The 14,239-nt window shown below is 74.8% G+C and carries 11 protein-coding genes and 1 tRNA gene; 2 read left to right on the forward strand and 10 right to left on the reverse strand.

Annotated features, from left to right (window positions below):
- Nucleotides 1–118: 118 nt before the first annotated feature.
- Nucleotides 119–1,765 (reverse strand): NAD(P)/FAD-dependent oxidoreductase, encoded by a 1,647-nt coding sequence (locus tag ABZ914_RS24695; RefSeq protein ID WP_500196019.1) that lies wholly within the window; start codon nt 1,763–1,765, stop codon nt 119–121.
- A 130-nt stretch (nt 1,766–1,895) separates the two neighbouring features.
- Here ABZ914_RS24695 and ABZ914_RS24700 point away from each other — a divergent pair, with 130 nt between their 5' ends.
- Nucleotides 1,896–2,951, forward strand: a complete 1,056-nt coding sequence (locus ABZ914_RS24700) for a Gfo/Idh/MocA family oxidoreductase (protein WP_387030314.1) — start codon at nt 1,896–1,898, stop codon at nt 2,949–2,951.
- Nucleotides 2,952–2,958: 7 nt separating this feature from the next.
- Here the strand turns inward: ABZ914_RS24700 and ABZ914_RS24705 are convergent, their stop codons facing one another.
- The 9 genes from ABZ914_RS24705 to ABZ914_RS24745 all read right to left on the reverse strand — a co-directional run bounded on the left by ABZ914_RS24705 (nt 2,959) and on the right by ABZ914_RS24745 (nt 12,903).
- Nucleotides 2,959–3,795, reverse strand: a complete 837-nt coding sequence (locus ABZ914_RS24705) for an endonuclease/exonuclease/phosphatase family protein (protein WP_500196021.1) — start codon at nt 3,793–3,795, stop codon at nt 2,959–2,961.
- A gap of 12 nt (nt 3,796–3,807) precedes the next feature.
- Nucleotides 3,808–4,827, reverse strand: coding sequence for a coiled-coil domain-containing protein (locus ABZ914_RS24710; RefSeq protein ID WP_347256585.1), 1,020 nt, complete (start codon nt 4,825–4,827; stop codon nt 3,808–3,810).
- A gap of 189 nt (nt 4,828–5,016) precedes the next feature.
- The gene (locus ABZ914_RS24715; protein WP_208269003.1) at nt 5,017–5,457 is read right to left on the reverse strand and encodes an HNH endonuclease; all 441 of its coding nucleotides are present in this window, start codon (nt 5,455–5,457) and stop codon (nt 5,017–5,019) included.
- A gap of 24 nt (nt 5,458–5,481) precedes the next feature.
- Nucleotides 5,482–5,552 (reverse strand) — tRNA-Asn (locus ABZ914_RS24720).
- Between the two features lie 97 nt (nt 5,553–5,649).
- A complete protein-coding gene (locus ABZ914_RS24725) occupies nt 5,650–6,678 on the reverse strand; it encodes a hypothetical protein (RefSeq protein ID WP_500196023.1) in 1,029 nt (342 codons plus the stop codon).
- Nucleotides 6,679–6,812: 134 nt separating this feature from the next.
- A complete protein-coding gene (locus ABZ914_RS24730; RefSeq protein ID WP_500196024.1) occupies nt 6,813–7,811 on the reverse strand; it encodes a GNAT family N-acetyltransferase in 999 nt (332 codons plus the stop codon).
- Nucleotides 7,812–7,889: 78 nt separating this feature from the next.
- Complete coding sequence (meaB, locus tag ABZ914_RS24735) at nt 7,890–8,873, reverse strand: methylmalonyl Co-A mutase-associated GTPase MeaB (protein WP_500196026.1); 984 nt, start codon at nt 8,871–8,873, stop codon at nt 7,890–7,892.
- On the reverse strand, nt 8,870–11,083 hold the full coding sequence (scpA, locus tag ABZ914_RS24740) for a methylmalonyl-CoA mutase (RefSeq protein WP_500196027.1): 2,214 nt from the start codon (nt 11,081–11,083) through the stop codon (nt 8,870–8,872). Before scpA ends, meaB begins: the two co-directional genes overlap by 4 nt.
- Complete coding sequence (locus ABZ914_RS24745; protein ID WP_500196029.1) at nt 11,080–12,903, reverse strand: methylmalonyl-CoA mutase family protein; 1,824 nt, start codon at nt 12,901–12,903, stop codon at nt 11,080–11,082. Before ABZ914_RS24745 ends, scpA begins: the two co-directional genes overlap by 4 nt.
- A gap of 120 nt (nt 12,904–13,023) precedes the next feature.
- On the opposite strand from ABZ914_RS24745, the gene ABZ914_RS24750 reads away from it, so the two are divergent.
- On the forward strand, nt 13,024–14,202 hold the full coding sequence (locus ABZ914_RS24750) for an acyl-CoA dehydrogenase family protein (protein ID WP_500196031.1): 1,179 nt from the start codon (nt 13,024–13,026) through the stop codon (nt 14,200–14,202).
- Nucleotides 14,203–14,239 lie beyond the last annotated feature (37 nt).

The following is a 14,239-nucleotide window of genomic DNA, read 5'->3' on the forward strand; positions in this document are numbered from 1 at the left end:
TCGAAACGGCCACTGCACAACCCCGGGTGTTGGGGTGTTGTTAAGGGCTCCATCATCGGGGGGCACACGATGTTCTGTGGGGGGGGCCCGCCCCCCCGCACCCCCCGGTTCGCTTCGCTCATGCCTGTTCCAGATAGCGGTGGACGAGCGCCACGGCCATGGCGCCGTCGCCCACGGCGGACGCCACGCGCTTCATCGACTCCGAGCGGACGTCCCCCGCCGCGAACACGCCGGGGACGCTGGTCTCCAGGTGGTACGGCTGGCGGGCCAGCGGCCACCCGGCCGGGCGGCGCCCGCCGGCGACCAGGTCGGGGCCGGTGACGACGTACCCGCGCGCGTCGCGCTCGACGAAGCCGTCCAGCCAGTCCGTGCCCGGCTCGGCGCCGATGAACACGAACAGCCAGTGGGCGTCGATCGTCTTCTTCCCGCCCGGCCACGCGAACGTGAGGCGCTCGAGCCGGTCGGCGCCCTCGGCGGCGCAGACCGTCTTGCCGGTGTGGACCTCGATGTTGGGCGTCTGCTCGATCTGCTCGATCAGGTAGTGCGACATCGACTTCTCCAGGCCGTCGGCCCGGACGATGATGTGCACCTTCTTGGCGTACTTGGCCAGGTGAACGGCCGCCTGGCCGGCGGAGTTGGCGCCGCCGACGACGGCGACCTCCTCGTCCGCGCACGACGGCGCCTCGGTGAGCGCCGCGCCGTAGTACACGCCCCGCCCGACGAAGTCGTCCACGCCCTCGGCGTTCAGCCGCCGGTACGACACGCCGCTGGCGAGGATGACGGCGTGCGCCGCGATCTCCGTGCCGTCGGCCAGCCGCGCCACCCGGGCCGTGCCGCGCGCCTCCAGCCCGACGACCTCCCCGGCCTGCAGCAGCTCGGCGCCGAACCGGTCGGCCTGCCGGCGCGCCCGGTCGGCGAGCTGCTGGCCGGTCACCCCGTCGGGGAAGCCGAGGTAGTTCTCGATCCGGGAGCTCTGCCCGGCCTGCCCGCCGAGCGCCCGCCGCTCCACCACGACGGTCTTCAGCCCCTCGGACGCCCCGTACACCGCGGCGCCGAGCCCGGACGGCCCGCCGCCCACCACGATCAGGTCGTAGAACCCCGTGGACGGGGTGCTCGGCAGCCCGATCACCGACGCCAGCTCCGCGTCCGACGGCGCGCACAGCGTGTCCCCGCCGGCCGTCACCACCAGCGGCAGCTCCGGCGAGCCCGCCGCCGCGATCAGCTCCGCGCCCTCCGGGTCGGTGTCCATCAGCCAGGTGTAGGGCGCCTGGTGGCGGGCCAGGAAGTCGCGGACCTCGTAGCAGCGGGCCGACCAGCGGTGCCCGACGACCCGCAGCTCGGCGGGCCGGGACCGGTCGGTGCGCCGCCACGCGTCCAGCTGCGCGTCGATCACCGGGTAGAACTTCTCCTCCGGCGGGTTCCACGGCTTCAGCAGGTAGTGGTCGAGGTCGACGACGTTGATCGCGCGGATCGCGGCGTCGGTGTCGGCGTAGGCGGTCAGCAGGACCCGGCGCGCGTACGGGAACAGGTCCATGGCGCGCTCGAGGAACTCCACGCCGTTCATCTCGGGCATCCGGTGGTCGGCGAGCAGGACCGCCGTGTCGTCGCCGCGCAGCCGCAGCTCGCTCAGCGCCTCCAGGGCCTGCCGCCCCGACTCGGCGCGGACGATCCGGTACGACTCGGCGTACCGGCGGCGCAGGTCCCGCGCGACCGCCCGGGACACGCCCGGATCGTCGTCGACGGTCAGCAGCACTGGTTTGGACAACGCGTCCCCCTCATCCCATGACATCCCCGGGCAAAAGCCTACGTGGCCCGGCCCGGCCGCGTCCCGCCCGCACCGGCCGGCCGGCACCCCGGCGCCCCGCGGCCGGGACCGCATCGGCAATGATCGTCGCATGGACCTGCGTGCAGCGCTGATCGGATACGGCACCGGGGGCTCGGTGTTCCACGCTCCCCTGATCTCCTCGGTGCCGGGGATGCGGCTCGCCGCGGTCGTCACGGGGAACCCCGAGCGGCAGCGCGCCGTCGCCGAGCGCTACCCGGAGACGACCGTCCTCGCCAGCCCGGACCGGCTGTGGGAGGCGTCCGGCGGCTACGACCTGGTGGTGGTCGCCGCCCCGAACCGGCAGCACGTCCCCCTCGCCCGCACCGCGCTGACCTCGGGGCTCCCGGTCGTCGTGGACAAGCCGGTCGCGGCGACGGCGGCGGACGCCCGGTCCCTCGCCGCGCTGAGCGCCGTCCGGGGGCTGCCGGTGATCCCGTTCCACAACCGGCGCTGGGACGGCGACTACCGGACCGTGCTGCGGCTGGCCGGCTCCGGCGCGCTCGGCGGGCTGCTGCGGTTCGAGTCCCGGTTCGAGCGGTGGCGGCCCGAGGTGAGGTCCGGCTGGAAGGAGAGCGCGGACCCGCGCGACGCCGGCGGCATCCTCTACGACCTCGGCTCCCACCTGATCGACCAGGCGGTCGCGCTGTTCGGCCGCCCCGACCGGGTCTACGCCGAGATCGACACGCGGCGGCGCGGCGCGGCGGCGCCCGACGACGTGTTCGTGGCGCTGGAGCACCGCGGCGGGACCCGCTCCCACCTCTGGATGAGCGCGACCGCCGCGCAGCTCGGGCCGCGGTTCCGCGTCCTCGGCGACCGCGCCGCGTACACGGTGAGCGGGATGGACGGGCAGGAGGAGGCGCTGCGCGCCGGCCTCACGCCGAAGGACCCCGGCTACGGCATCGCGCCGCCCGAGTCGTACGGCCTGGTCGGCACGCCCGGCGACGAGCGCCCGGAGCCGACCGCCCCCGGCGCCTACCACGAGTTCTACGCGGCGGTGGCGCGCACGCTGCGCGGCGAGGCGCCCCCGCCGGTCACCCTCGCCGACGCGATCACGGGGCTGGAGGTCATCGAGGCCGCCCTCCGCTCCGCCGGCGAGGGCGCCGTCGTCGGCACCCGCCCGGAGTGACGGCCGGTCAGTAGCGGAGGTCGGCCAGCACGCCGTAGTGGTCGGACGCGACGACACCGTCCACCGGTTCGACGCCCAGCAGCGCGCAGTGCACCGGATGGCCCGCGCCGCCCGCGCGGGGCCACGCCGAGAAGATGTGGTCGATGCGGCGGTCCGGCCACAGGACGGGCCGCGTCCAGGGGTTGGCGTTGCTCCAGGTGTGGCCGGGCGTTCCGTCGCCCGCCGTCTCCCACGCGTCGTAGAAGACGACGCCGGGCGCGCCCACGGCGGCGCGGCCGGTGAGCATGCGGATCTCGTCCGAGTCGGGGTCGGCGTTGAAGTCGCCCGCGACCACCGCCGGCGCGTCGCGTCCCGCCGTCTCGCGCACGTACGCGGCGAGGTCGCGGACCTGCTCCTGCCGCTGCCCGCTGTGCCCGAGCTTGTAGCCCAGCGCGACGCCGAACACGTGGACGGGGCCGCGCGGGCCTCGGACCTCGGCCGAGACGGTGAGGCCGCCGTCGGCGCCGCCCAGGTCGCCGAGCGGGCGCTCGCCGGTCCGCTCCTGCGGCCAGCGCGACAGGACCGCGACCCCCGAGCGGGCGCCCGGCACGGCCCCGGAGCCGGATCCGCCGAAGACCGCGTGCGGGAGGCCGAGCGGCTCGCCGAGGCGCGCTGCGAGCGAGTCGTCCCCGTCCTCCCACGCCTCCACGAGGACGAGCACGTCGGGCGCCGCTTCGCGGAGGGCCGCGATGATCGCCGCCTCGCGCTCCTGGTAGGGGCCGTAGCGGTCCCAGACGTTCCAGGTCGCCACCCGGATCGTCGTCTCGATCAGCGGCCCGTACGGCTCCTCGATGTCATAGCCCATGCGGTGAGCGTGTCACAGCACGGACACGTGGACGTGGTCGTAGTGGTTCTGGGTGACGCTGCCGCGGTCCTCCATCTGGCGCCATCCGCCGCTGCCGCGCATATCGTAGATGCGCTGCCGCCAGATCACGTACTTGATGCCGAGCCGGGACGCGTTGTCGATCACGTACTGGGCGACGCGGTCGCCGTGCGCCTGGGCGGACGCGCTCGGCATCTTCCCGCCGGTGCTCTCCATGAAGTCGCAGGCGGTGCCGGAGCCGTGGTCCTGCGGGTCGCCGGGGCGCGAGCAGCCGATGGTGGGGAACGGCCCGAACTTCCCGTCGATCGCCAGCAGGGCGGTCCGCATCCGCGCGGTCATGGAGTTGCCCACGATCGGCGACTTGCTCCCGGAGACGCCGTCGGGCTTCCCGCCGCCCGCCGGGGCCTTCGGCGTCTCGGGCTTGTACTTGGCGAGCAGCTTCTTGACGCGGGCGCGCTGGCCCTCCAGGTCGTCGATCTCCTTGCGCACCTCGTCCAGCTTCGCCTGCGCCGCCCGGTGCGACTGCGACGCCTTGGCGTTCAGCTGCTCGAGGCTCTCGACGCGGCGCCCGTTGTCCTGGCTGATGTGCTCGACCACCGACGCGTCGCGCAGCGCCGACGACGGGTCCCCGGAGGTGACGATCGGGATGACGTCGAGCCGTCCGGTCATGTAGCTGGTGGAGGCGATGCGGGCGACGGAGAGCCGGGCCGCGCCGTACTCCCGGTCGGCCCGGGCGGCGTCGGCGCCCGCCCGCTCGGCGGCCTTCTTCGCCTCCTCCAGGGAGACCAGCTCGCCGCGGTACTGCTTGGACAGCGTGTCCGCGCGCTTCTTGAGCTTCGCGTACTCCTTCGCGAGGTCCTTCTTCGGCTCGGCGGGCACGCGGGCGGCGCCGCCGGCGGCCGGGGGGAGCGCCGCCGACATCCCGGCCGCGAGGACGACCACCGCGAGCCGCCGCGCCGCCCGCCGCCCGCCGGCCGGGCGCGCCGTCCTGCCGAAGGGACCGAAGGCCGCCACAGATCACTCCCGGATAACAGAGGGTCGGAGATTGGCGGGCACGCTACCACAATCACCACAAACCCTCCGACATTCGGGCAAGCGCACTGGGTGACGCGGACGCTACGGACGACGACGAAGAGGGCCGGACCACCCGCAGGCGATCCGGCCCCTCCCCCGTGCCACCGGACGGGGTCCGGCGGCCTCCCCTCAGGTCCCGACGAGGTCCTCCCAGCGCGGGGCCCGCGGCTCCCAGCGCAGCCGCAGCCCGGCCTCGCGGGGCGTCCGGTCCCCCTTGCGGTTGTTGCAGCGGCCGCAGGCCAGGACGGTGTTCTCCCAGGTGTTCCCGCCGCCGCGCGACTGCGGGTGGACGTGGTCGATCGTGTTGCCGCGCTGCCCGCAGTAGCCGCACCGGCCCCGATCGCGCAGGTAGACGCCGCGCTTGCTCCACGGCGGCCGGCGGCCGTACCGCCACCGCATCGCGACGTACCGGACGAGCCTCAGCACCCGCGGCACCGGGAAGCGGCCGATGGTCCGGCCCTCCTCCGCCTCCTCGACGACCGCCACCTCGCGGACCAGCATGCGGATGGCGTGCCGCAGGTCGACCTTTTGTAAAGGCTCGTACGACGCGTTCAGGACGAGCACGTTCACCGGGTCACCTCCCACCCCGGGCCGCTGTCCCGCCAGGATTCGAACCTGGATATCCGCATTAACAGTGCGGCGTTCTGCCGTTGAACTACGAGACAATGTTCCGGAAATTCTCCGGTTTCCGGGCATTTCCCGGAAGCCTCCATCAGAATGCCGACGCACGCCCCGCAAAGGCAACGGTTTTTCCCGCCCGCTTCAGGTCGCCCGCCGGCGCCGGAGGGCGCGGGGCCGGGCGGACGGGGCGGGAGCGGCTCGGGCGACCTTCGGCAACGCCTCCGCAGCCGCCCGCCACCATGCGTCCTCGGCGGGGCCGGCGTGCGGCGGCGACGCGCACGGGACCGGGCCGGACGCACCGGAGACCGGCAGGCCGGACGGCGCGCGGACGGGCGGGACGGCCTCGATGGCGGCGGCGCAGTCGGGGCAGTCGGTGCCGGTCCAGCCGAGGCGGACGGCGACGGGCTCCGCGCCGCCGGGAGCGCGGCCGGGCGGCCCGGCGCCCCAGAAGCGCAGCACGTCGGCGGCGGACACGGCGCGTTCCCGGCGGGTGGCGCGGGTGCGGTCGCGGTGGCCCCGGCCGAGCCACGCGGTCTGCTCGGCGACCAGCTGCCAGGCCAGCCCGCGGACGAGGTGGGCGGCCGCGAGGACGCTCGCGTACGGCACGTGCCGCGCGGCGACCTCCGGCAGGCCGAGGCGGTGCAGGCCGGCCGTGTCGATGCGGGCGCGGACGCCGTCGCCGGGGTCGAGCGTGACGAAGACCGACACCCAGCCGCGGCCCAGGGCGAACCGCTCCGGTTCCGCGTCCGGTTCCGCGTCCGGTGGCGTGCCGGGGAGGATCTGCCGGGAGTCCAGGTCGGCGACGGTGCCGCCGACGGCGGCGGCGAGGGCGCGGGCGGCGAGCCGGGCGGCCTGCGCGGACCGCGGCTGCCCCGCGGGCGGGCCCTCGGCGGTGACCGCGATGTGCCGGCGGGCGGCGACGACCGTCCCGAGCCGGCCGTGCGGTGCGGCGAGCCGGTGGAAGCGGGCCTTCAGGTCGGCGGACGGGCGCGTGACGGGTTCGACGGCGAGGACGGCGGACGCGAGCATCGCGGCGGCCTCGCGCGCGAGCGCTCCGCCGCCGAGGGAGTCCGGGAGGCGGCCGGGCCCGGGGAGCGTCCTCGCCTGGGTCGCCACCAGGAACCGCGTGGTCACCGACGCCGGGACCTCCAGCACGAACCGCCCGCCCATGGGCCCGCCTCCCCCGTTCCGCGGGCGCGGCCCCCTGCCGCGCCCGGGGTCTCAGCGTGGCCGCGGGCGGTGGCGGACGGAACCAGAACGGGATTCTGTGGACAAGGCGCGGCCGGACGGCCCTCTGGGCGGGATCAGGGGAGGGCGTGGGTCGGCGCCTGGTACTCCAGGGACTCGCGCTCGACCCGGAAGCCGAGCTCCTCGTTGACCGCGAGCATGTGCTCGTTGTCGCCCGAGTTGTCGGTCTCGATCTCGCGGACCTCGGGGCGCTCCGCCGCGAGCCACTCGAGCATCGCGGCCTTGACCCAGATGCCGAGGCGGCGGCCGCGGTGCTCGGGGGCGACGGCGGTGTCGTACTGGGCGGCCCGGCCGGCGGCGTCGTGCGGGACGACGACCTCGGTGAAGCCGGCCACGACCGCGCCGGACGCGTCGAGGGCGGCGACGGTGTAGAGGTCGTCGCCGCGCTTGGCGACCACCTCGGCCGTCTCGCGGACGCGGTGCGCGTCCCAGGGGGCGCCCTCGTACTCGGCGAGGTCGGCCATGGCGTACTTGGCGTGCGCGAGGGCGGTGGCGTGCTCGTCGGGGACGACGCCCCGCCAGCGGATCAGCCGGTAGCCCGGCGGGCCCGCCGCGACCAGCCGGGCGATGCGCTCCGGCGGGACCTCGTCCAGCCGCAGCAGCATGCCGCGCAGCACCAGCACGCACTCGAAGCCGTGCGACTCCAGGAACGGGACCGCCGGGGTGCCCGCGTGGACCTGCGCGATCACGCTGGTGCGGCCGTCGGCGCGCAGGCCCTCGGCGGCGGCCGCGAGCAGCCGGCGGCCGACGCCGCGGCGCCGGTCCCGGGGCCGGACCTGGATGTCGATCTCGGCGGGACGGTCCGCGCCCGGCTCGCCGGGCAGCCGCAGCGCCGCGACGCCGGCCAGTCCCCCGCCGCCGGCCGCGCCCCGGCCGCCGGTGACCGCCCACAGCCGCTGCCGCGAGCCCGGATCGCCGCCGAGGAGCCGCTCGGCCGTCTGCTCCGGCTCCGGCGCGGGCTCCCCCGCCGGACCGGCGGCGTGCACGGCGGACAGCACGGCGTGCCACTCCCGGATCTGCGCGTCCGTCGGATCATCGAGCGCGATGACGTCCATCCGACTGTTGTACCTGATCCCCGTCCGCCGCGACCGGGAGCCCGGGCAACCCGGGTTTTCGGACGTCTGGAAGGCCCCTCAGCAGCCGCGCGAGAACACCTCCAGGATGCGCTCGGCGGCGAGCGCCGGGGTGAGCGTCCCGTCCGCGACGCCCTTCTCCAGGCCGGGCGCGATGTCGCGGACGGCGGGGTGGGCGTGCAGCTCGCCGAGCAGCCGCTCGCGGACCATCGCCCACGTCCAGCCGACCTGCTGGCGGCGCCGCCGCGCCTCCAGCTCGCCGGACTCGCGGAGCCGCTCCTGGTGCCCGACGATCTCGTCCCACACCTCGTCGAGGCCGGTGCCCTCCCGCGCGCTGCAGGTGAGCACGGGGGTGGCGCGGGCGCGCTCGTCGCTGCGCAGCAGCCGCAGCGCGCCGGACAGCTCGCGGGCGGCCCGCTTGGCCTCCATTTTGTGGTCGCCGTCGGCCTTGTTGACCGCGATGACGTCGGCCAGCTCCAGGACGCCCTTCTTGATGCCCTGGAGCTGGTCGCCGGTGCGGGCCAGGGTGAGGAACAGGAACGAGTCGACCATCTCGGCGACCGTCGTCTCGGACTGCCCGACCCCGACCGTCTCGACGAGGACGACGCCGTACCCGGCGGCCTCCATCACGACCATCGCCTCGCGGGTGGCCTTGGCGACGCCGCCGAGCGTCCCGGCCGTCGGGGAGGGGCGGATGAAGGCGTCCGGGTCGGCGGCGAGGCGCTGCATGCGGGTCTTGTCGCCGAGGATGCTGCCGCCGGTGCGGGTCGAGGACGGGTCGACGGCCAGCACCGCGACCTTGAGCCCCTCCCCCGTCAGCTTCGTGCCGAGCGCGTCGATGAACGTGGACTTGCCGACGCCCGGCACGCCGGTGATCCCGACGCGGCGGGCGTCCCCGGTGTGCGGGGTCAGCTCGACCAGCAGCCGCTGCGCCAGCTCCCGGTGGTCGGGACGGGCCGACTCGACCAGCGTGATCGCCCGCGCGATCCACGCCCGCGACCCGTCCCGGACCCCGGAGACGTAGTCCTCCAGGGCCGGCCTCACCGCGCCGAGTGCCCCAGCTTCGCGGTCAGCTCGTCCAGCAGGCCGATCGCCGCGTCGGCGAGCACGGTGCCGGGCGGGAAGATCGCGGCGGCGCCGGCGGCGCGCAGCTCGTCGAAGTCCTGCGGCGGGATGACGCCGCCGACGACGATCATGATGTCGTCGCGGCCGAGCGCGGCCAGCTCCTCGCGCAGCGCGGGCACCAGCGTGAGGTGCCCGGCGGCGAGGGAGTTGACGCCGACGATGTGCACGTCGGCCTCGACCGCCTGCCGGGCGACCTCGCCCGGCGTCTGGAACAGCGGGCCCACGTCGACGTCGAAGCCGAGGTCGGCGAAGCCGGTCGCGATCACCTTCTGGCCGCGGTCGTGGCCGTCCTGGCCCATCTTCGCGACGAGGATGCGGGGCCGGCGGCCCTCCTCCTGCTCGAACGCGGCGGTCGCGGCGCGCGCCTTCTCGATGCTCGACACCTTCCCCGCCTCTTCCCGGTACACGCCGGAGATCGTACGGATCTGCGCGGCGTGCCGCCCGTACGCCCTCTCCAGCGCGTCGGAGATCTCACCGACGGTCGCCTTGGCACGGGCCGCGTCGATGGCGAGGGCCAGCAGGTTGTGGCTCAGGTCGGACGGGCGGGTGCCGTTCTCGGCGGCCTCGGCCGCGGCGGTGATCGCCCCGAGCGCCGCCTGGGTCGCGGTCTCGTCGCGCTCCTCGCGCAGCCGCCGCAGCTTCTCGATCTGCTGGGCGCGGACGGCCGCGTTGTCGACCTTGAGGACCTCGATCCGCTCCTCGGCGTCCGGGCGGTACTTGTTGACGCCGATGACGGGCTGGCGGCCGGAGTCGATACGGGCCTGGGTGCGGGCCGCCGCCTCCTCGATGCGCAGCTTCGGCAGGCCCTCGTCGATCGCCTTGGCCATCCCGCCGGCCTTCTCGACCTCGGTGATGTGGCCCCAGGCGCGGCGGGCGAGGTCGTAGGTGAGGCGCTCGACGTAGGTGCTGCCGCCCCACGGGTCGATCGTCCGGGTCGTCCCGGACTCCTGCTGGAGCAGCAGCTGGGTGTTGCGGGCGATGCGGGCGGAGAAGTCGGTCGGCAGCGCGAGGGCCTCGTCCAGCGCGTTGGTGTGCAGCGACTGGGTGTGGCCCTGCGTGGCGGCCATCGCCTCGACGCAGGTGCGGGCGACGTTGTTGAACACGTCCTGCGCGGTCAGCGACCAGCCGGACGTCTGCGAGTGCGTCCGCAGCGACAGCGACTTGGGGTTCTCCGGGTCGAACTGCTTCACCAGCTTCGCCCACAGCAGGCGGGCGGCGCGCAGCTTGGCGACCTCCATGAAGAAGTTCATGCCGATCGCCCAGAAGAACGACAGGCGCGGCGCGAACGCGTCGATGTCCAGGCCCGCCTCGCGGCCCGCGCGGATGTACTCGACGCCGTCGGCGAGGGTGTAGGCCAGCTCCAGGTCGGCGGTGGCCCCGGCCTCCTGGATGTGGTAGCCGGAGATCGAGATGGAGTTGTACTTCGGCATCCGCTGCGAGGTGTACGCGAAGATGTCGGAGATGATCCGCATCGACGGCGCCGGCGGGTAGATGTAGGTGTTGCGGACCATGAACTCCTTGAGGATGTCGTTCTGGATGGTCCCCGCGAGGCCCTCCGGCTTCACCCCCTGCTCCTCGGCCGCGGCGATGTACAGCGCCAGGACGGGCAGCACCGCGCCGTTCATGGTCATCGACACGCTCATCCGGTCGAGCGGGATGCCGTCGAAGAGCTGCCGCATGTCGTAGATCGAGTCGATCGCGACGCCCGCCATGCCGACGTCGCCGGCCACGCGCGGGTGGTCGGAGTCGTAGCCGCGGTGGGTGGCGAGGTCGAACGCGACCGACAGGCCCTTCTGCCCGGCGGCGAGGTTGCGCCGGTAGAAGGCGTTGGACTCCTCGGCGGTGGAGAACCCGGCGTACTGGCGGATCGTCCACGGCTGGGTGGCGTACATCGCCGGGTACGGGCCGCGCAGGTACGGGGCGATGCCGGGAAGGGTGCCGAGGAAGTCGAGCCCGGCGAGGTCGTCGGCGGTGTACAGCGGCGGGACGCCGATGCCCTCCGGGGTGTCCCAGGTGTGGGCCTCGGGGTCCTTGCCGGTGGCGTCGGCGACGGCGGCGCGCCACCGCTTGGCGGTCGCGTCGGCGGGGGGCGCCGTCCCGAGGTCGATCTCGGTGAAGTCGGGGATCATTCGTTCACTCCCAGATCGTGGAGGGTGGTCTCCAGCGCCTCGATCGCGTCGCATCCGGCGTGCACGCGGGCGTCGACCCCCTCATAGGTTCCCTTACCCGCGAGCCAGACCTTCACCGCACCGGCGTCCTTCAGGACGCGCGCCGCTTCGGCGGCCTGCTCCTCGTACAGCTTGTCGCTGGAGCAGATGCAGGCGACGGTCGTCCCGGACGCCGCGAACTCCTCGGGCGCGCCCGCGACCGTCTCGATGCCGCCGGCCTGGAACAGGTTCGCGGCGAACGACGCCCGCGCGGTGTGGACGGCGATGGGGCCGAGCGTGGCGAGGAACACCTTCGGGCGGGCGCCGGTGGCCTCGGCGTGCGCGTCGGACCGGTCGCGGAGCGCCTCGAAGTCCTGCGCGTAGGTGACGACGGGAAGCCCGCCGCCGGGACGGGCGGGGGCGGCGTCGCGCTCGGGCAGCGTCTCGGCGAGGTTCGGGAACTCGCTGACGCCGGTCAGCGGGGCCTTGCGGCGGGCGAGGTCCTTGCGGCGGCGCGCCCAGGTCGCGGCGAGCCGGTCGGCGACGAGGCCGGAGCCGAGGGCGGCGGCGAGGCCGCCGGCCTTCTCGATCTCGGTGAACCAGGCCCAGGCGGCCTGCGCGAGGCCCTCGGTGAGGCTCTCGGCGTACCAGGAGCCGCCGGCGGGGTCGACGACGCGGGCGAGGCTCGACTCCTCCAGCAGCAGCGTCTGGGTGTTGCGGGCGATGCGGCGGGCGAAGTCGTCGGGCAGGCCGAGCCGCGCGTCGAACGGCTGGACGGTGACGGCGTCGGCGCCGCCGACCCCGGCGGCGAACGCCGCGACGGTGGTGCGCAGCATGTTCACCCACGGGTCGCGGCGCGTCATCATCGCCGACGAGGTGACCGCGTGGATCCGCGCGGACGTCCCCTCCGCGGCGCCGCTGACCTCGGCGATCCGGGCCCACACCCGGCGCAGGGCGCGGAGCTTGGCGATCGAGGAGAACTGGTCGGCGTTCACCGCCACCCGGAACTCGATCTGCCCGAACGCCTCGTCCACGGTCAGCCCGGCGCCGGTGAGGGCGCGCAGGTAGGCGACGCCGGCGGCGGCCACGGCGCCCAGCTCCTCGGCGTCCCCGCCGCCCGCGTCGTGGTACGGGGTGCCGTCCGCGACGACCGCGCGCAGCCTCGGGAACTCCCGGGCGCACCGGACGGCCAGCGCCGCCGCCTCGTCCAGGGACCCGGCGGTGCCGGTGCGGGCCTGGAGGCCGAGGGGGTCGGCGCCGAGGTTGCCCGACGCGTCCGGCCCGTTCCCGCGCTCGGCGACCAGCGCGAGGAACGCCTCGGCGGCCTCCGCCGTCCGCTCTCCCGCGTCCAGCACGACGGGCGCCAGGTCGAGCAGGACGCCGCGCAGGACCTCCGGCAGCGCGGCGACGGGCGTCCCGCCCTCGCCGAGCCGCAGCCACACCGAGGTGGCGCCGTTCTCCAGGTCGGCGAGGACCGCCTCGCGCGTCACGGCCGGGTCCGGGTGGGCGTGCGGCTGCCGGACGTCCCAGCCGGCGAGGCCCTCGCCGTCGGGCCGCACCTCGCGGACGTAGGGGGCGAGCCCGGGCCGTCCGGGCGGGGCGTCGTCGCGCGTGTAGAGCGCGGCGACCGGCACTCCGTCGTAGGTCTCGCGGGTCAGCAGGGACTCGATCTCGCCGAGAGGGGTCTCCTCGGTCGCCGCGCCGGACTTGCGCAGCACCCCCTTCACCATCTCCCGCCACCGGTCCCGCTCGGCCGGGGGGAAGGCGGCGGCCAGTTCGAGTTCTTCAGGCGGCACCGTCATGCCCTGGATGGTAAGCGCACGCCTACAACGCGTCCGAGACCGGGTCCCGGTCACCAGAACCGCCGGGAGGCCCGGATCCGCCGCCGGTTAGCGGTCGGGGCAGGGGGAAGAGGCACCCGCATGACGTTGGATGCGCTGCCGGGTGACCTCTACCACATGCAGGACCTGCTCGACGAGCGCGAGAAGGAGATCGTCGAGCGCGTGCGCGCCTTCCTGGAGTCCGAGGTCGCGCCGATCGCCGACGACTGCTGGAACCGGGCCGAGTTCCCCTTCGACCTCGTCCCCGGGTACGGCGAGCTGGGCATCGCGGGGCTCGCCCACGACGAGTGCCCCGGGGAGAGGCCGAGCAGCCTGCTCACCGGGTTCCTGGCCATGGACATGGCGCGCGTCGACCCGTCCATGGCCACGTTCTTCGGCGTGCACACCGGGCTGGCGATGGGCAGCATCGGCCGCTGCGGGTCCCCGGAGCAGCGCGAGCGGTGGCTGCCCGCCATGGCGCGGATGGAGAAGATCGGCGCGTTCGCGCTGACCGAGCCCGAGGGCGGCTCCGACGTCGCGCTGGGGCTGCGCACCACCGCGCGGCGCGACGGCGACTCGTGGGTGCTGAACGGCGCCAAGCGGTGGATCGGCAACGGCACGTTCGCCGACCTGGTCGTCGTGTGGGCCAGGGACGAGGCCGACGACCAGGTGAAGGGGTTCGTCGTCGGCAAGGACGCGCCCGGCTTCACCGCGACCCGCATCGAGAACAAGATCGCGCTGCGCACCGTGCAGAACGCGGACCTGGCGTTCGAGGACTGCGTGGTCCCCGAGTCCGACCGGCTGCCCGGCGCGACGGGCTTCAAGGACACCGCCGCGATCCTGCGCCGCACCCGCAGCGGCGTCGCCTGGCAGGCGGTCGGGGTGATGCTCGCCGCCTACGAGATCGCCCGCGAGTACGCGGTGGGGCGCGAGCAGTTCGGGCGGCCGATCGCCAAGTTCCAGCTCGTCCAGGACCTGCTGGTCCGGATGCTCGGGAACGCGACGGCCTCGCTCGGCATGGTGGTGCGGCTGGCGCAGCTGCAGGACGAGGGGCTCTACCGCGACGAGCACTCGGCGCTCGCCAAGGCCTACTGCACCAGCCGGATGCGCGAGGCGGTCGGCTGGGGCCGCGAGCTGATGGCGGGCAACGGGATCGTCCTCGACTACGGCATCGGGCGGTTCGTCGCCGACGCCGAGGCGCTCTACTCCTACGAGGGCACCCGGGAGATCAACACGCTGATCGTCGGCCGCGCGGCGACGGGCCACGGCGCGTTCGTGTGACGGCGCGCGGCCGCTCCGGCCGGCGCTGCGCGGCGCC

The organism is Spirillospora sp. NPDC046719, from assembly GCF_040645715.1.
Classification (GTDB): Bacteria; Actinomycetota; Actinomycetes; order Streptosporangiales; family Streptosporangiaceae; genus Spirillospora.